This is a genomic window from Shewanella litorisediminis (genome assembly GCF_016834455.1).
Classification (GTDB): Bacteria; Pseudomonadota; Gammaproteobacteria; order Enterobacterales; family Shewanellaceae; genus Shewanella; species Shewanella litorisediminis.
In genome coordinates this window covers 189,456-207,485 of record NZ_CP069213.1, presented here as the reverse complement: position 1 = coordinate 207,485, position 18,030 = coordinate 189,456, and the positions used below count along the sequence as shown (strand labels likewise).

Genomic DNA, 18,030 nt, shown 5'->3' with positions numbered 1-18,030 from the left:
GGTCTTGGACGGAAACCCGCATTTGTCTGAGACAAAAACGGGCTTCAACCCACAAAAGTGCGCGCATTATAGACTAATGCGCGCACCTTGTAAAATTAAGCAGTGGCTTCCAGAGTGTTCTGGTCAACCGCAACACCTGCACCCATAGTGGTGGAGATGCTTACTTTCTTAACGTACTGGCCTTTGGCAGCAGCTGGCTTTTGCTTCTTCAGAGCAACCAGCAGAGCTTCCAGGTTTTCTTTCAGCTTAACAGAATCGAAATCAACCTTACCGATAGTGGTGTGGATGATACCGTTCTTGTCGTTGCGATAGCGAACCTGACCGGCTTTAGCGTTCTTCACAGCTTCAGCAACGTTAGGAGTCACAGTGCCAGTCTTAGGGTTTGGCATCAGGCCACGTGGGCCGAGGATTTGACCCAGCATACCTACAACGCGCATTGCATCTGGAGAAGCAATCACTACGTCGAAGTTCATTTCGCCGGCTTTCACCTGCTCAGCCAGATCTTCCATACCAACCAGTTCAGCACCGGCTGCCTTGGCAGCTTCAGCGTTGGCACCCTGGGTGAATACGGCTACGCGTACATCACGACCAGTACCGTGTGGCAGTACGATAGCGCCACGAACGTTTTGGTCAGATTTACGTGGGTCTACGCCCAGGTTTACAGCAACGTCTACGCTTTCAACGAACTTGGCAGTGGCCAGTTCTTTCAGCAGAGAGATAGCTTCGTTGATGTCGTAAGCCTTGGTGGCATCCACTTTGTCGCGGATTACGCGCATGCGTTTAGTCAGCTTAGCCATTCTATTAGTCCTCTACTACCAAGCCCATTGAACGTGCAGTACCTTCGATTGAGCGAGTCATCGCTTCAATGTCAGCACCAGTCATGTCAGCTGCTTTCAGCTCAGCGATTTCCTGAACTTTTGCACGCTTGATAGTACCCACTTTCTGGGTGTTAGGACGGCTAGAACCTGACTTCAGGCCAGCAGCCTGCTTGAGCAGGAATGAAGCTGGAGGCGTCTTAGTTTCGAAAGTGAATGAGCGATCGCTGTATACAGTGATCACTACAGGGATAGGCATGCCCTTTTCCATTTTTTCTGTACGGGCGTTAAACGCTTTACAGAATTCCATGATGTTCACACCTTTTTGACCCAGAGCTGGACCAACTGGTGGTGAAGGGTTTGCAGATCCTGATTTAACTTGCAGCTTAATATAAGCTTCAATTTTCTTTGCCATCTGATTTTCCTCAGTTTGGGTTCAAACGCTCCAAGCAACATGCAAGGGGCTCCCCGAAAACAACGGGTGCGGATTATACAGAAACCCGCACCCGTTGCCAAACGGATCTTGTATTTTATTTAATCAGCTTTTTTCAACCTGATTAAAGTCCAATTCAACCGGTGTAGAACGACCGAAGATCATGACAGACACTTTTACGCGGCTCTTGTCATAATCCACTTCTTCCACAGTACCGTTGAAGTCAGCGAATGGGCCATCGACCACACGCACCACTTCACCGGGTTCGTACATTACGCGATGAGTCGGAGACTCAGTGGTTTCCTGCAGACGACGCAGGATGGCATCGGCTTCACGGTCAGTGATAGGCGCTGGACGGTCTGAAGTACCGCCGATAAAACCCATCACGCGTGGGATACTCTTGACCAGGTGCCAGGAATCATCGTTCATTTCCATCTGCACCAGTACGTAGCCAGGGAAAAACTTGCGTTCGCTCTTGCGACGCTGACCGGCACGCATTTCAACCACTTCTTCGGTGGGCACCAGCACTTCACCGAAATATTGCTCCATGCCGTGCATCTTGATGTGCTCGACCAGAGACTTGGCTACACGCCCCTCATAACCTGAGAAAGCCTGTACCACATACCATCTTTTCTTTGCTTCTTTAGCTTCAGTCATCGAGTTATACACCGGTGATCAAATTAACGATTTTCAGCAGCAACGCATCAAGACCCCACAGGATCAGTGCCAAAACGGCGGTTGCAGCCAGCACGATGAAGGTGGTGTTTAAGGCTTCCTGACGGGTAGGCCAAACCACTTTTTTCACTTCGATGTGAGACTCACGGGCAAATGCCAGCGCCTGCTTTCCTTTCACGGTCTGCAGAGCAATAAATCCGGCAATAGCAAAGGCCACGATCACACCCAATGCACGCACGACCACACTGGCCTCGCTGTACATCTGGTTACCCACTACGGCAACTGCCAGCAGCAGTATGACTATGCCCCACTTTACGATATCCAGAGAGCTGCCCTGGTTTTCAGTATTTGTCGTCATCGGTTAATTCCGTTACTCACTACGGCCTGAGCTAGGTATCCCCTTTCGGGATCCGCCTGTCCAATTTCCCCTTAAAGATACCTTTTCATCGGCTCGGGGCTCAAAAATCGGCCATAGATTGTATTCTTATTCAGCTTGCTTAGCAAGGCCACAACTCCCGGTTAAGCCGCTGTGAATCAAGTTTATTGTACTTTGGAAAAACAAAAGGCGACCCTGAGGTCGCCTTCTTCCAAGTCTACGAGATTACTCGTGGATCTTGGCTACTACACCAGCACCTACTGTGCGGCCGCCTTCACGGATAGCGAAGCGCAGGCCTTCGTCCATCGCGATTGGGCAAATCAGGGTTACAACCATCTTGATGTTGTCGCCTGGCATTACCATCTCTACGCCTTCTGGCAGTTCGATGGTACCGGTCACGTCAGTTGTACGGAAGTAGAACTGTGGACGGTAGCCTTTGAAGAATGGAGTGTGACGACCACCTTCTTCTTTAGACAGTACGTATACTTCTGATTCGAACTTGGTGTGTGGCTTGATGGTGCCTGGCTTGGACAGAACCTGACCACGCTCAACTTCATCACGCTTGGTACCACGCAGCAGGATACCGCAGTTCTCACCGGCACGACCTTCGTCCAGCAGCTTACGGAACATTTCTACGCCAGTACAGGTAGTCTTGGTGGTATCTTTGATACCTACGATTTCTACTTCTTCACCAACTTTGATGATACCGCGCTCTACACGACCTGTTACTACAGTACCACGGCCAGAGATAGAGAATACGTCTTCGATTGGCATCAGGAATGCTTTGTCGATTGCACGCTCTGGCTCAGGGATGTAAGAATCCAGGGCCTCGGCCAGCTCGATGATCTTGCCTTCCCATGCAGCGTCGCCTTCCAGTGCTTTCAGAGCAGAACCCTGAATTACTGGCAGGTCATCACCTGGGAAGTCGTATTCAGACAGCAGTTCACGAACTTCCATCTCTACCAGTTCCAGCAGCTCTTCGTCATCTACCATGTCACACTTGTTCATGAACACGATGATGAAAGGTACACCTACCTGACGAGACAGCAGGATGTGCTCACGAGTCTGTGGCATTGGGCCGTCAGTCGCAGCTACTACCAGGATAGCGCCGTCCATCTGGGCAGCACCGGTGATCATGTTTTTAACATAGTCAGCGTGGCCTGGGCAGTCTACGTGGGCGTAGTGACGAGTAGGAGTGTCGTACTCGATGTGAGAGGTGTTGATGGTAATACCACGCTCACGCTCTTCTGGGGCGTTGTCGATCTGAGAGAAGTCCTTCGCCTCACCACCGTAGGTCTTAGCCAGTACGTGAGAGATAGCAGCGGTCAGAGTGGTTTTACCATGGTCAACGTGACCGATGGTGCCCACGTTTACGTGGGGTTTAGTACGTTCGAATTTAGCTTTAGCCATGGTATTGCCTCAATCCAAGAGTCTTGGTGATGAAAACCTGCATATAGAAAAAATCCGATGCCATCAAATGACATCGAACCGTTTGTTAGATAATAGGCAGCATGTTAAGAGAGGCTGGTGCTGATAGGCAGAATCGAACTGCCGACCTCATCCTTACCAAGGATGCGCTCTACCGACTGAGCTATATCAGCATCTCTTAAATTTTGGAGCGGGCAGCGGGAATCGAACCCGCGTTATCAGCTTGGAAGGCTGGAGTAATACCATTATACGATGCCCGCGCAACCTAACTGTAGGCTACCTAGTACCTAGAAAATGGTGGAGGGAGAAGGATTCGAACCTTCGAAGGCGGAGCCGTCAGATTTACAGTCTGATCCCTTTGGCCACTCGGGAACCCCTCCAAGAAAATGGTGCCGGCACCAAGAGTCGAACTCGGGACCTACTGATTACAAGTCAGTTGCTCTACCAACTGAGCTATGCCGGCATTTCATTTCGGTAGCGGATATTAGGTAAATGTGGCTTGGGTTGCAATAGAAAAATCCAATTTCAACCAAAAAAAGTGCCAAGCGGCGCTTTTTTGCACGCCAACTTAGACTACCTATGACAAATTGCATCTGTCAGTGCACAAAAGCCGTTGGACTATTGTTAAAGCACTATAGCTGTTGTACTGTGCGCAGCCTAAGGCGAGGAATTTGAATGATTAATAACCAGACGCAAGAAGCGCTTTATCTCGACTTCGACAGAGCGCGCTGGGCCGAGTTGAGAAACTCAGTCCCCCTGACACTGAGCGAGGGCGAGCTAACCCGGTTACGCGGTATTAATGAACGTATTTCTCTGTCTGAAGTAACCGATATCTATCTCCCGCTGAGCAGACTGCTCAATCTGATTGTGGGTGCGCGTCAACAGCGAGGCGTGGTCCTCAATCAGTTTTTGGGCAATAAGCAATCGGATAGCCCTTATATCATCAGCATCGCCGGCAGCGTCGCCGTCGGTAAAAGTACCACCGCACGTATTCTGCAAGCTTTGCTTAAGCAATGGCCCGAACACCCCAAGGTCGACCTGGTCACCACCGATGGATTCCTCTACCCGCTGACAGAACTCAAACGCAGGGGGCTGCTGCAACGCAAAGGTTTTCCAGAAAGCTACGACACCAAGATGTTGATTGATTTCGTGTCGGAGGTAAAATCCGGTGCCGAGCGTGTCGAAGTGCCGCTCTATTCACACATCATCTATGACCGTCTTCCCTATGAGCGGCAAGTCATTCAAAAACCGGACATCCTCATTCTGGAAGGATTGAATGTTCTGCAAACCGGGCTCGACTCCCCCGTCGATATCCGCAGGCCTTTTGTGTCGGACTTTGTCGACTTCTCGATCTATGTTGATGCTGATGAGTCTTTACTGAAATCCTGGTACATCGAGCGTTTCCTGCAATTCAGGAGCAGCGCTTTTGCCGATGAAAATTCCTACTTCCGCCATTACGCCAGTTTGAATGACGTCCAGGCAACTGAGACAGCATCGCAAATTTGGGATGGCATCAACGGTCCCAATTTACGAATGAACATTCAGCCTACCCGTGAACGTGCACACCTTATCCTGCGCAAGGGTGCCGATCATTTGATGAACCGGGTACTGCTGCGCAAATAAGCGCCATAAAAAATGCCGACCAGCCTGTATACAGACATGGTCGGCATCATTGGGCTGATTGCGGGTTACGCCGGCCGCAAACTGATCTCACCACCGACAAAGCTTTTCACACCGCCGGCAAGCTCAAGCAGCAAAGCCCCTTGCTCATCTATCCCACGGCAAATACCGGTTTCCACCCTATCGGCCATCATCAAGTTCACAGGCTTACCGATAAAGAGATCTGACACTTGCCAACGCTCAACGAAAGCACCGAGCCCTTCCCGCTCAAACAGGGACAGGTCGGCCTGAAGTTGCCGCTGTAACAGCACAGCAAATTCGGTTTTATCCGGCATGGAATGAGCCTGCAAATCGGCCCAGGGCTGATCGATGGTTTCCCCCTGTGCTTCCGGCATCGCCATATTCACGCCTATGCCAATAATCAGCTCACAATTGCTGTCGGCCTGGCCTTTCATCTCCACCAGAATACCGGCGAGTTTACGACCATCCAGATAGACGTCGTTGGGCCACTTGAGGCCGATACCCTCAACACCGAGTTCATCAAGCACCTTCGCAAGAGAACAGCCGACGACCAGACTCAGCCCCATGGCTTTACTCATGCCATCGGTCAAACGCCAAAACAGGGAAAAGTACAAATGGCTTCCGTAGGGAGACACCCAGCGGCGCCCCCTGCGGCCTCTGCCGGCAGACTGGTGTTCTGCAATACACACATCCCCACTTTCGAGCTCTTCAGAGTGGGACAACATAAAGGCGTTGGTGCTGGGAATATCATCAAAGTAAAAGCAGCGACGTTCTATGCCCTGTTTCAGCCGCTGCTCATCAATCAGCGATACCGGCGTGGCGAGCTTGTAGCCGCGGCCCTTGACGCTGTAAATACTCAAACCCAAGGTTTCCAGTACATCAATGTGCTTGCTGATTGCCGCACGGGAAATGCCCAGACGCTCAGCCAGGGCCTCACCTGATACAAACTCCTGGGTAGACAGCATAGCGAGAATGTCGCGTTTACGTTGCCACTGTTCCATTTGCAGCTCCCTGCTGAGAATTATTCTCTTAAGATTGAAAGTTTGCCCACCACATTGGGCTCTGGCTCGAGCAACACACCAAAACGGCTGCGCACTTCACTAATGACATGCTTGGCAAGTTGCAGTATTTCTTTACCGCTGGCACCGCCAAAATTTACCAGCACCAGCGCCTGCTTATCATGTACCCCGGCATCTCCCTGTCGGAAGCCTTTCAAACCGGCCTTATCGATAAGCCAGCCCGCCGCCAGTTTCATACGACCGTCGTCCAGCGCATAGGCAACCGCGTCCGGATACTGTTTTACGATGGCAGCAAAGGTTGCGGCATCGACAATGGGGTTTTTAAAAAAGCTACCGGCATTACCCAGTTTCGCTGGGTCCGGGAGTTTGTCCGAGCGCACGGCAATAACGCGCTCAAATATCATCTGTGGCGTAACAGTATCAACGCTGAACTCCGCCAAGGGACCATAGTTCAGTTTTGGCTGCCATAGTTTGGGGAGCCTGAAGCCAACACGGGTAATGATTGCCTTATCTTTAAGCCGGCTTTTGAAGATGGATTCCCGATAACCGAACTCGCATTCATCATTCTTAAGTCGGACTGTTTGGCAGTCAGGTAAAGACAGATATTCGACCCAGTCACAGACGTCCATCAGCTCGACACCATAGGCACCTATGTTTTGAATTGGTGCAGCACCGACAGTACCCGGGATCAGCGCCAGATTCTCAAGCCCTGGCATCCCTTGTGCAAGCGTCCAACTCACCAACTGATGCCAATTCTCGCCAGCGGCCACACTTAAAAACCAATGGTCTTCGTCTTCAGTGATCTCTACCCCAAGATTAGCCATCTTAAGCACAGTGACATCAATATCTGACGTCAGAAGCACATTACTGCCACCACCCAAGATAAAATAAGACTGCCCTTGGGTATCTAACGAATGGACAAGTTCAGGCAATTTAGCCGTGTCTGTGACTTCGATAAGTTCAGCACACTGATAATCGATACCAAAGGTGTTGTAGGACTTGAGAGAAACGGGCATACCACTTTCCGCCAGCAATAAAGTGCCATTGTAACCAAGGGCAGCATTAATCGCATTATTGGAGTAGAGAAACTGCAAACCCGCAGGTGCTGGGACGGGAGAAGTTGGAAACTAACGAAAAGGGATGCGTAGTCCCAAACGCAAAAAGGCCACCCGCTTGGGTGGCCTCTTCGACTTATTAGGCGTCTGGCGATGACCTACTCTCACATGGGGAGACCCCACACTACCATCGGCGCTGCTCCGTTTCACTACTGAGTTCGGAATGGGATCAGGTGGGACCAGAGCGCTATTGTCACCAGACATAAAATTGTATGGAACAAATTTTAAACGCGCTTTAGCGCGGCCCGTTAGGGTCAAATACAAGGATGTATTTGATAAATTCGTTCCTGAATTTGGAAAGCTGCATTTCGCAGAAAAAGATGGTGGTCGCTACTGGGATCGAACCAGTGACCCCCTCCTTGTAAGGGAGGTGCTCTCCCGGCTGAGCTAAGCGACCGGTATTCTGTGTTATTGAGTTATCACTTCAATCAAGTCTGGTTCTTCAAGACTATCTACTTCAACCATCAGTCAAAACCCATCTGGGTTGTATGGTTAAGCCGCACGAGTCATTAGTACAGGTTAGCTCAACGCCTCACAACGCTTACACACCCTGCCTATCAACGTCCTGGTCTCGGACGGCTCTTCAGTGGACTCAAGGTCCAAGGGAAGACTCATCTTGGGGCTCGCTTCCCGCTTAGATGCTTTCAGCGGTTATCGATTCCGAACGTAGCTACCGGGCAATGCCATTGGCATGACAACCCGAACACCAGCGGTTCGTTCACTCCGGTCCTCTCGTACTAGGAGCAACCCCCCTCAATCTTCCAACGCCCACGGCAGATAGGGACCGAACTGTCTCACGACGTTCTGAACCCAGCTCGCGTACCACTTTAAATGGCGAACAGCCATACCCTTGGGACCGACTTCAGCCCCAGGATGTGATGAGCCGACATCGAGGTGCCAAACACCGCCGTCGATATGAACTCTTGGGCGGTATCAGCCTGTTATCCCCGGAGTACCTTTTATCCGTTGAGCGATGGCCCTTCCATGCAGAACCACCGGATCACTATGACCTACTTTCGTACCTGCTCGACGTGTCTGTCTCGCAGTTAAGCTGGCTTGTGCCATTACACTAACCACACGATGTCCGACCGTGTTTAGCCAACCTTCGTGCTCCTCCGTTACTCTTTGGGAGGAGACCGCCCCAGTCAAACTACCCACCAGGCACTGTCCCTAGTCCGGATTCACGGACCGAGGTTAGAACATCAACACTACAAGGGTGGTATTTCAAGGTCGACTCCACGAGAACTGGCGTTCCCGCTTCAAAGTCTCCCACCTATCCTACACATGTAGGGTCAATGTTCAGTGCCAAGCTATAGTAAAGGTTCACGGGGTCTTTCCGTCTAGCCGCGGGTATACGGCATCTTCACCGCAATTTCAACTTCACTGAGTCTCGGCTGGAGACAGCGTGGCCATCATTACGCCATTCGTGCAGGTCGGAACTTACCCGACAAGGAATTTCGCTACCTTAGGACCGTTATAGTTACGGCCGCCGTTTACCGGGGCTTCGATCATGAGCTTCTCTTGCGATAACCCAATCAATTAACCTTCCGGCACCGGGCAGGCGTCACACCGTATACTTCCTCTTGCGAGTTTGCACAGTGCTGTGTTTTTGATAAACAGTTGCAGCCACCTGGTATCTGCGACTGCCGTCAGCTCAGGGAGCAAGTCCCGTCACCAACAGCAGCGTACCTTCTCCCGAAGTTACGGTACCATTTTGCCTAGTTCCTTCAGCCGAGTTCTCTCAAGCGCCTTGGTATTCTCTACCCGACCACCTGTGTCGGTTTGGGGTACGATTCCTGCTAACCTGAAGCTTAGAAGATTTTCCTGGAAGCATGGCATCAACCACTTCAGTGCCGTAGCACCTCGTCATCAGCTCTCGGTATATGTGTGCCCGGATTTGCCTAAGCACACTACCTACCACCTTAAACACGGACAACCAACGCCGTGCTGGCCTAGCCTTCTCCGTCTCTCCATCGCAGTTAGCAGAAGTACGGGAATATTAACCCGTTTCCCATCGACTACGCCTTTCGGCCTCGCCTTAGGGGTCGACTCACCCTGCCCCGATTAACGTTGGACAGGAACCCTTGGTCTTTCGGCGAGGGGGTTTTTCACCCCCTTTATCGTTACTCATGTCAGCATTCGCACTTCTGATACCTCCAGTGTGGGTTACCCCTTCACCTTCAACGGCTTACAGAACGCTCCTCTACCGCGTACACGTTATCGTGCACACCCGTAGCTTCGGTGAATTGCTTAGCCCCGTTACATCTTCCGCGCAGGCCGACTCGACTAGTGAGCTATTACGCTTTCTTTAAATGATGGCTGCTTCTAAGCCAACATCCTAGCTGTCTAAGCCTTCCCACATCGTTTCCCACTTAGCAATTACTTTGGGACCTTAGCTGACGGTCTGGGTTGTTTCCCTTTTGACGACGGACGTTAGCACCCGCCGTCTGTCTCCCGGATAGCACTCTTTGGTATTCGGAGTTTGCAAAGGGTTGGTAAGTCGGGATGACCCCCTAGCCTTAACAGTGCTCTACCCCCAAAGGTGTTCGTCCGAGGCGCTACCTAAATAGCTTTCGAGGAGAACCAGATATCTCCCGGTTTGATTGGCCTTTCACCCCCAGCCACAAGTCATCCGCTAATTTTTCAACATTAGTCGGTTCGGTCCTCCAGTTGATGTTACTCAACCTTCAACCTGCCCATGGCTAGATCACCGGGTTTCGGGTCTACGCCTTGCAACTAAACGCGCAGTTAACACTCGGTTTCCCTACGGCTCCGCTATTCGCTTAACCTCGCTACAAAACGTAAGTCGCTGACCCATTATACAAAAGGTACGCAGTCACGGTCTCAAGAACCGCTCCCACTGCTTGTACGTATACGGTTTCAGGTTCTATTTCACTCCCCTCACAGGGGTTCTTTTCGCCTTTCCCTCACGGTACTGGTTCACTATCGGTCAGTCAGGAGTATTTAGCCTTGGAGGATGGTCCCCCCATATTCAGACAACATATCACGTGTGCCGCCTTACTCGATTTCATCTTTGGTTAGTTGTCGTGTACGGGACTATCACCCTGTACCGTTGGACTTTCCAGACCATTCCACTAACACCCCGAAGACTTAAGGGCTAATCCCCGTTCGCTCGCCGCTACTGAGGGAATCTCGGTTGATTTCTTTTCCTGAGGGTACTTAGATGTTTCAGTTCCCCTCGTTCGCCTCACTACACTATGTATTCATGTAGTGATGACAGCTTATGCTGCCGGGTTTCCCCATTCGGACATCGCTGGCTATAACGGTTGTTACTACCTCACCAACGCTTTTCGCAAGTTACTACGTCCTTCATCGCCTCTGACTGCCAAGGCATCCACCGTATACGCTTAGTCGCTTAACCATACAACCCGGATGAGTTTCCTCACCGGCTGTATTGCAACCAGCTGGTTTTTCGATAGTTCATTTTACTGAACTCGCCTTGAAGAATTTCCAAAACACTTGATTGAAGTGTTTGAGAACTCAATTTTTGTATTAACTGAATCCGAAGATCCAGTTTCTACTATCAGCTTTCCAAATTGTTAAAGAGCGGGCTTAAAAAAGCCAAAGATAAATTCATCACTTATCTTTGGCGTCTCTATCCTTGGGACCTAAGTCCTGAGACTCACATATTGATAGTGGTGGAGCTATGCGGGATCGAACCGCAGACCTCCTGCGTGCAAAGCAGGCGCTCTCCCAGCTGAGCTATAGCCCCGTTTCTGCAATATGCAGTCTGACACAAATGCGTTGATTAAAAATCTCATTCAGGCAAGGCGGGAACGAAGGAAGTTTACTCGCGTAAACGACGACGTTTCCAACGACGCATCAATGAGATTTGGTGGGTCTGAGTAGACTCGAACTACCGACCTTACGCTTATCAGGCGTACGCTCTAACCACCTGAGCTACAGACCCATCGCATTTGTCTCTTTTCGTCTATCAAGCAATCTGTGTGAACACTCAGCAGGGTAATGTGTCGCTTAGGTAAGGAGGTGATCCAGCCCCAGGTTCCCCTAGGGCTACCTTGTTACGACTTCACCCCAGTCATGAACCACACCGTGGTAAACGCCCTCCCGAAGGTTAAGCTATCTACTTCTGGTGCAGCCCACTCCCATGGTGTGACGGGCGGTGTGTACAAGGCCCGGGAACGTATTCACCGTGGCATTCTGATCCACGATTACTAGCGATTCCGACTTCATGGAGTCGAGTTGCAGACTCCAATCCGGACTACGACCGGCTTTTTGGGATTAGCTTCACCTCGCGGCTTCGCAACCCTCTGTACCGACCATTGTAGCACGTGTGTAGCCCTACTCGTAAGGGCCATGATGACTTGACGTCGTCCCCACCTTCCTCCGGTTTATCACCGGCAGTCTCCCTAAAGTTCCCGGCATTACCCGCTGGCAAGTAAGGATAAGGGTTGCGCTCGTTGCGGGACTTAACCCAACATTTCACAACACGAGCTGACGACAGCCATGCAGCACCTGTCTCAGAGTTCCCGAAGGCACCAATCCATCTCTGGAAAGTTCTCTGGATGTCAAGAGTAGGTAAGGTTCTTCGCGTTGCATCGAATTAAACCACATGCTCCACCGCTTGTGCGGGCCCCCGTCAATTCATTTGAGTTTTAACCTTGCGGCCGTACTCCCCAGGCGGTCTACTTAATGCGTTAGCTTGAGAGCCCAGTGTTCAAGACACCAAACTCCGAGTAGACATCGTTTACGGCGTGGACTACCAGGGTATCTAATCCTGTTTGCTCCCCACGCTTTCGTGCCTGAGCGTCAGTCTTTGTCCAGGGGGCCGCCTTCGCCACCGGTATTCCTCCAGATCTCTACGCATTTCACCGCTACACCTGGAATTCTACCCCCCTCTACAAGACTCTAGTCTGCCAGTTCGAAATGCAGTTCCCAGGTTGAGCCCGGGGCTTTCACATCTCGCTTAACAGACCGCCTGCGCACGCTTTACGCCCAGTAATTCCGATTAACGCTTGCACCCTCCGTATTACCGCGGCTGCTGGCACGGAGTTAGCCGGTGCTTCTTCTGTGGGTAACGTCACAGCTGATAGGTATTAACCATCAACCTTTCCTCCCCACTGAAAGTGCTTTACAACCCGAAGGCCTTCTTCACACACGCGGCATGGCTGGATCAGGGTTGCCCCCATTGTCCAATATTCCCCACTGCTGCCTCCCGTAGGAGTCTGGGCCGTGTCTCAGTCCCAGTGTGGCTGTCCATCCTCTCAGAACAGCTAGGGATCGTCGCCTAGGTGAGCCATTACCTCACCTACTAGCTAATCCCGCCTGGGTTCATCCAATCGCGAAAGGCCCGAAGGTCCCCTTCTTTCCCCCGTAGGGCGTATGCGGTATTAGCAGTCGTTTCCAACTGTTATCCCCCTCGATTGGGCAGATCCCCAGGTATTACTCACCCGTCCGCCGCTCGTCACCTCAGGAGCAAGCTCCCTTGTGTTACCGCTCGACTTGCATGTGTTAGGCCTGCCGCCAGCGTTCAATCTGAGCCATGATCAAACTCTTCAATTAAAGTTTTGGTCTCAATGAATTTCTGCTGTCATGCTTCTGCATGAAAACTCTTTCATTGATAAAATCGTTTTGTCGACTTCATCAACCTACGAGTATCCACACAGATTGCTTGATAAATTTTTAAAGAACGTGACCGACTTTCATCTGGTCAGGGCTGCGTATTTTACGCCATCCCGTTTTGACGTCAAGCGCTTTTTCAAGGCTTTTCATCAACCGCCTAATTTTTGATTAGGCGTTATTCCCACTCGTCTGATTCATCATGTCCGGCGGGAATGGGGCGCATTATAGGGGGCGAGACAACATTCACAAGATCTTTTCTACGATCACAGGATCGTTCGTCTGTAATTCAATCAATAAGGGCAAATACCCATCGATTTTGGCACTTTGGGCGCACCTTTGCTGCAAAAACACCTAATTGCCAGTGTTTTAAAGGATCACCAGAGTTCATTTTTTCTACAGCGATCTGGTTTAATCTCAGATAATTCATTACTATATACCTGCTGTTAACAGTTATTTATCATTTCCTTATTTTCATCAGAGTAAATTTGCTTATGCAGAAATCATTTCTTGTTGCGCTAATAGCCGCCGCAGTGGGTGCCTTGGTAATTTTTCAGTTTCTGCCCACCTTCCCTGCTTATCTTGCCTTTATTCTCGGTGCTGTATTGGCCATAGGTATTTTCGCCATTGTGCCTTCAGGTAACGACGCTGCTACCACAGAAGCTGAGTATACCGGTCCAACAATGACGCTTTACGTGGGTAACCTGCCATATAGAGTGCATGAGGGCGACGTGAAGTCTCTGTTTGCCGAATTTGGCCCTGTCAATTCAGTCCGCTTGGTTCGGGACCGTAAGACCGGCAGACGCAAAGGCTTCGGTTTTGTTGAGATGTCTGAAAGCGGTGCCCAGAAGGCAATGGTTAAGTTAAACGACTACACCTTCCAGGAACGGACATTAAAAGTGAGAGAAGCAAAGAATCAGGATAATGAGTCAGAGAAGTCTGACGACTGAGTCTTGGTTTAAGGGGTAAAAGGCGCTATTTCGCTGAATCCATAGACTGTCAGGCTCTGGATTAACCCCGGTGTCAATGAAGGCGTGGTATACCACGCCTTCATACTATTTGGCGCTGAGTGTTCATGCTCACCCAAGCCTTCCAGTAAATGCTGTACCCGGGTGGCAATAGCAAAACCCGAGTCGAGCAGTTTAATCCCCTGCCCCAACACCTGGGACAATTCATCTGCCAACATGGGAAAATGAGTACAGCCCAGCACCAGCACATCCAGCGATGTTGCCTTAATGGGAGCCAGAATCCCGGCCAGCCTCGCCATGTCTACTGGCACTCCCGCCATCTTCTGCTCGGCCATCATCACCAGCTCTGAACTGCCAAACATATGTACCTGACAATGACTGGCAAATTTGTTCACCAATTCATGGGTGTAAGGGCGTTTCACTGTGGCTGGAGTCGCAAGCAGGCCTATATGGCCGGAGAGCGTATCGCTTGCAGCAGGTTTGATAGCTGGAACGACGCCCACTATGGGTATTGACAACTGGCTTCGTAAAACCGGCAGCACAAGGGTGCTGGCCGTATTACAGGCGATGACCACCAGCGCGGCATTGATTTTTGTGGCGGCGGCCACTACCAGCTCAACACAACCATCCACCAGCACCTGTTCTGCCAGTTCACCATAAGGCAGGCGTGCATTATCAAACAGGTAAAAGAAGTCATTGGATGGCAACAGCTGCCGTATCTCAGACAACACTGACAGACCGCCAATACCTGAATCGAAAACCAGAATGGGACGCGCCAAACCAAACTCCACCGGAAAATGAAAACCCATGAATTTTCCCACAGCCTAAAATAAAGGGCAAAGCCAGAAAGCTGGACATACAGCTTTGCTGGGGTAAAATTTGCGGCCATTTTTTAAGCCGGACGAGATTGCAAATGAACGCACAAGCCATGGACCCTCAACAGTACGAGCAACAGCTTGAACAAAAGTGCCAGGCACTGACGGAGGCATTTGCCCACTATAGTCCGCCGGCTCTGGAAGTATTCCCTTCAGCTCCCGCCCATTATCGAATGCGCTGCGAGTTCCGGGTATGGCATGACGGTGACGATCTCTACTACTGTATGTTCGACAATGTCGCCAAGGAAAAGGTACGTACCGATCAGTTTTTGCCAGCAAGCGAACTCATCAACCGCATGATGCCGGCCCTGCTGGACGAACTTCGCCCCAATCGCGCCCTTCGCCACAAGCTGTTTCAGGTAGACTTTTTATCGACCCTGAGCGGCGAGATTCTGGTCAGCCTCTTATATCACCGCCAGCTGGACGACCAATGGCTTGCAGAAGCCCGTGCGCTCAAGGCCCGTCTGGGTGAGCACTTTAAGGTCGACATTATCGGCCGTGCCCGCAAGCAAAAGTTTGTGCTCGACCGCGACTTTGTGGTCGAGTCGCTCAATGTGTCCGGTAAGACGTTGCACTATAAGCAGGTAGAGAACAGCTTTACTCAGCCCAACGCAGGCGTCGCGGTTAAGATGTTGGAATGGGCTCTTGATGCTACCGCGCAAAGCAGCGGCGACTTGCTGGAGCTGTACTGTGGTAATGGCAACTTTTCCATTGCTCTCGCCCCGAACTTCGGCAAAGTATTGGCGACTGAATTGGCCAAACCCTCGGTAGAGGCTGCCCAGTACAATATCCAAATTAATCGGGTGACCAATCTCGACATCGTCCGTATGTCTGCGGAAGAGTTCACCGAGGCCATGAAGGGTGAAAAGCGTTTCAACCGTCTCGGCGATATTGATTTACAAAGCTACCAGTGCAACACCATCTTTGTGGACCCTCCCAGAGCAGGCCTCGATGATGAAACCGTTAAGCTGGTTCAGGGTTACGAGAACATACTCTACATTTCCTGTAACCCCGACACCCTGAATGACAACCTCAAGGTACTCAGCACCACTCACGACATAGTGCGTTTTGCGCTGTTTGACCAGTTTCCCTACACCCACCACACCGAAGCGGGCGTCATGCTGAAACGTCGCTGACCTGAGCGCCATTCACATAAAAAACGGAGCCCTCGGCTCCGTTTTTTATTTGGCATCCGCTTTTTGCTGCAAAAACTCAGCCCCCTTGGCCACCATCCGCAGCTGCAGCACCAGCTGGTCGGCCAAAATCTTGCGCTCTGACTTTTTCATGTCAAGCGCTGCCGCCCCTGCGTTAAACACCAGGGTCACCATGGATTCGGCCTGGGCACGGGCAAGCTCGGGGCTGCGCTTGGCTTTTTCCTCGGTGTAATGGGCAAGCTCAGAGATAAAGTGCTCTATTTCTCTGGCCACGGCTGCGCGAAAGGGAGCTGAAGTCCCGGAGCGCTCGTGCAGCAGAATTCGGAATACGTTGGGATTGGAGTCGAGCACTTCCATAAAGGTATCGACGGAAATGCGGATCACGCTACCCCCCGCCTCGGCGCGCTGACGCCCTTTTCGCATCATCTGCCGCAACGCCAGGCCGCCCTCATCCACCATGGTAAGCCCCAACTCATTCATATCCTTGAAATGGCGATAGAAAGAAGTGGGCGCAATGCTGGCCTCCCGTGCGACTTCCCGCAGGCTCAGGCTGGAAAAACTGCGCTCGGCACTGAGCTGATTGAAGGCCGCGTCCACCAAGGCACGACGGGTCTTCTCTTTCTGCTGTGCTCTAACTCCCATGTGATAGTCCGTTCATCTTACTGATTCACGGGATAATAACCCTTTTGCCCCTAAAACACAGCCCCGCCTTCCTTGACCTTGGTCACCAGCTCGACTAAATTAGCTTACAGCTGTACGCTTAAAGCGATAAATGGAAACAACAATGAATAAACCTCCCATCATTTGGCTCAACCTCTCTCTGTTCGTTTTAACCCTAGGCGGTGCAATTACCCTGGTTCCCTGGCGCGCCATTACCCATGGGTTTGACGCTGTGGAATGGGTTGCCTTTGTCGTGCTGGTATTTTACAGCGGACTCTCTATTACCGCGGGTTACCACAGGCTCTGGTCCCACAAAGCGTACAAGGCCAATGCCGTGGTTCGCTTTTTCTATGCGCTCGGCGGGGCGCTGGCGTTGCAAAACAGCGCACTGCACTGGTCTTCGGATCACCGGGTGCATCACAAGCACGTGGACAATAACGACAAAGACCCCTATTCAGCGAACATGGGTTTCTGGTACAGCCATATCGGCTGGATGCTGAGAGAATATCAGGCACACAGATATCACGATTACAACAACGTGCGCGATCTGCAAAACGACGCCATCGTCATGTGGCAACACAAGCACTATTTGTTGCTGACCATTTTGATGAATGTGGGTCTGCCGGCGCTGCTTGGCTGGATCCATGGTGATGTGCTGTCGATGTTACTGCTGGCAGGTTTGGCGCGTTTGGTGCTGGTTCATCACTGCACCTTCTTTATCAACTCGCTGGCACACATCTGGGGCTCTCAGCCTTACACAGACAAAAACACCGCCCGTGACAATCCGCTGCTGGCGTTTTTGACCTATGGTGAGGGCTACCACAACTTCCACCATATCTTCGAGAACGACTACCGCAACGGCATCCACTGGTGGGACTACGACCCAACCAAGTGGCTTATCAAGGGCCTGTCCTGGTGTGGTATGGCGGGTGACTTGCGTAAAGTACCGCAGGAGCGTATCGAAAGCGCCAAACTGCAGATGCAGCTCAAGCGCAGCCAACACCGTATTGCCGGCCGAAAAGATGCCGATGAGCTGCTGGAATCCCTGCAGCTGGAGTACGAGCGTCTGAAGCAACAGTTACTGGCCTACTACGAAGCCAAGAAGGAACTGCTGGAAGCCCGTCGCGCCGAGCTTTGTGTCAAAGACCTCTTACCCAAGGTCGCGGAGCTTAAGGACCGTCTGCGCTTGGCGCAGCAAAACTGGGCCTCACTGACAGCCGCCTGCCGCTGATCCCGTTACAAGAATCAACACGGCCTCCTTGCAAGGAGG

13 protein-coding genes, 7 tRNA genes and 3 rRNA genes are annotated in these 18,030 nt (G+C 51.4%); 4 read left to right on the top strand and 19 right to left on the bottom strand.

The window, feature by feature from the left end; all coding sequences use genetic code 11:
• Nucleotides 1-95: 95 nt before the first annotated feature.
• The 9 genes from rplA to JQC75_RS00925 all read right to left on the bottom strand — a co-directional run bounded on the left by rplA (nucleotide 96) and on the right by JQC75_RS00925 (nucleotide 4,190).
• Nucleotides 96-797, bottom strand: coding sequence for a 50S ribosomal protein L1 (gene rplA / locus JQC75_RS00965; protein WP_203325695.1), 702 nt, complete (start codon nucleotides 795-797; stop codon nucleotides 96-98).
• A 4-nt stretch (nucleotides 798-801) separates the two neighbouring features.
• Nucleotides 802-1,230, bottom strand: a complete 429-nt coding sequence (rplK, locus tag JQC75_RS00960; protein WP_203325694.1) for a 50S ribosomal protein L11 — start codon at nucleotides 1,228-1,230, stop codon at nucleotides 802-804.
• Nucleotides 1,231-1,353: 123 nt separating this feature from the next.
• Entirely contained in the window at nucleotides 1,354-1,905 is a 552-nt protein-coding gene (gene nusG / locus JQC75_RS00955) for a transcription termination/antitermination protein NusG (RefSeq protein WP_011758323.1), read from the bottom strand.
• 4 nt (nucleotides 1,906-1,909) lie between these two features.
• A complete protein-coding gene (gene secE / locus JQC75_RS00950) occupies nucleotides 1,910-2,281 on the bottom strand; it encodes a preprotein translocase subunit SecE (RefSeq protein WP_203325693.1) in 372 nt (123 codons plus the stop codon).
• Nucleotides 2,282-2,524: 243 nt separating this feature from the next.
• A complete protein-coding gene (gene tuf, locus JQC75_RS00945) occupies nucleotides 2,525-3,709 on the bottom strand; it encodes an elongation factor Tu (RefSeq protein WP_011758321.1) in 1,185 nt (394 codons plus the stop codon).
• Nucleotides 3,710-3,824: 115 nt separating this feature from the next.
• A tRNA-Thr gene (locus JQC75_RS00940) sits at nucleotides 3,825-3,900 on the bottom strand.
• A gap of 13 nt (nucleotides 3,901-3,913) precedes the next feature.
• A tRNA-Gly gene (locus tag JQC75_RS00935) sits at nucleotides 3,914-3,987 on the bottom strand.
• 35 nt (nucleotides 3,988-4,022) lie between these two features.
• Nucleotides 4,023-4,107, bottom strand: a tRNA-Tyr gene (locus JQC75_RS00930).
• Nucleotides 4,108-4,114: 7 nt separating this feature from the next.
• Nucleotides 4,115-4,190 (bottom strand) — tRNA-Thr (locus JQC75_RS00925).
• A gap of 212 nt (nucleotides 4,191-4,402) precedes the next feature.
• Here JQC75_RS00925 and coaA point away from each other — a divergent pair.
• Nucleotides 4,403-5,350 (top strand): type I pantothenate kinase, encoded by a 948-nt coding sequence (coaA, locus tag JQC75_RS00920; protein ID WP_203325692.1) that lies wholly within the window; start codon nucleotides 4,403-4,405, stop codon nucleotides 5,348-5,350.
• A gap of 65 nt (nucleotides 5,351-5,415) precedes the next feature.
• Here the strand turns inward: coaA and birA are convergent, their stop codons facing one another.
• The 8 genes from birA to JQC75_RS00880 all read right to left on the bottom strand — a co-directional run bounded on the left by birA (nucleotide 5,416) and on the right by JQC75_RS00880 (nucleotide 13,046).
• On the bottom strand, nucleotides 5,416-6,369 hold the full coding sequence (gene birA / locus JQC75_RS00915; protein WP_203325691.1) for a bifunctional biotin--[acetyl-CoA-carboxylase] ligase/biotin operon repressor BirA: 954 nt from the start codon (nucleotides 6,367-6,369) through the stop codon (nucleotides 5,416-5,418).
• Nucleotides 6,370-6,389: 20 nt separating this feature from the next.
• Complete coding sequence (murB, locus tag JQC75_RS00910) at nucleotides 6,390-7,403, bottom strand: UDP-N-acetylmuramate dehydrogenase (protein WP_203325690.1); 1,014 nt, start codon at nucleotides 7,401-7,403, stop codon at nucleotides 6,390-6,392.
• 184 nt (nucleotides 7,404-7,587) lie between these two features.
• Nucleotides 7,588-7,703 (bottom strand): 5S ribosomal RNA (gene rrf, locus JQC75_RS00905).
• A 120-nt stretch (nucleotides 7,704-7,823) separates the two neighbouring features.
• Nucleotides 7,824-7,899, bottom strand: a tRNA-Val gene (locus JQC75_RS00900).
• A 91-nt stretch (nucleotides 7,900-7,990) separates the two neighbouring features.
• Nucleotides 7,991-10,884, bottom strand: a 23S ribosomal RNA gene (locus JQC75_RS00895).
• A 275-nt stretch (nucleotides 10,885-11,159) separates the two neighbouring features.
• Nucleotides 11,160-11,235: transfer RNA gene (locus JQC75_RS00890), tRNA-Ala, on the bottom strand.
• Between the two features lie 121 nt (nucleotides 11,236-11,356).
• A tRNA-Ile gene (locus tag JQC75_RS00885) sits at nucleotides 11,357-11,433 on the bottom strand.
• A 70-nt stretch (nucleotides 11,434-11,503) separates the two neighbouring features.
• Nucleotides 11,504-13,046, bottom strand: a 16S ribosomal RNA gene (locus JQC75_RS00880).
• The 16S, 23S and 5S rRNA genes sit together here with 3 tRNA genes alongside, the layout of an rRNA operon.
• Before the next feature lie 551 nt (nucleotides 13,047-13,597).
• Between JQC75_RS00880 and JQC75_RS00875 the strand changes: the two genes are divergently transcribed.
• Nucleotides 13,598-14,053, top strand: coding sequence for an RNA recognition motif domain-containing protein (locus tag JQC75_RS00875; RefSeq protein WP_203325689.1), 456 nt, complete (start codon nucleotides 13,598-13,600; stop codon nucleotides 14,051-14,053).
• 8 nt (nucleotides 14,054-14,061) lie between these two features.
• Here JQC75_RS00875 and murI read toward each other — a convergent pair whose 3' ends face one another.
• Nucleotides 14,062-14,850 carry a glutamate racemase gene (gene murI, locus JQC75_RS00870; RefSeq protein WP_203327087.1) on the bottom strand — a complete coding sequence of 263 codons (789 nt, stop codon included), beginning with the start codon at nucleotides 14,848-14,850 and terminating at the stop codon, nucleotides 14,062-14,064.
• 134 nt (nucleotides 14,851-14,984) lie between these two features.
• On the opposite strand from murI, the gene trmA reads away from it, so the two are divergent.
• Nucleotides 14,985-16,082: a tRNA (uridine(54)-C5)-methyltransferase TrmA gene (gene trmA, locus JQC75_RS00865; protein WP_203325688.1), complete on the top strand. Its 1,098-nt coding sequence runs from the start codon at nucleotides 14,985-14,987 to the stop codon at nucleotides 16,080-16,082.
• Between the two features lie 45 nt (nucleotides 16,083-16,127).
• Here the strand turns inward: trmA and fabR are convergent, their stop codons facing one another.
• Entirely contained in the window at nucleotides 16,128-16,742 is a 615-nt protein-coding gene (fabR, locus tag JQC75_RS00860) for an HTH-type transcriptional repressor FabR (RefSeq protein ID WP_203325687.1), read from the bottom strand.
• Between the two features lie 142 nt (nucleotides 16,743-16,884).
• On the opposite strand from fabR, the gene JQC75_RS00855 reads away from it, so the two are divergent.
• Nucleotides 16,885-17,991 (top strand): fatty acid desaturase, encoded by a 1,107-nt coding sequence (locus JQC75_RS00855; RefSeq protein ID WP_203325686.1) that lies wholly within the window; start codon nucleotides 16,885-16,887, stop codon nucleotides 17,989-17,991.
• Nucleotides 17,992-18,030 lie beyond the last annotated feature (39 nt).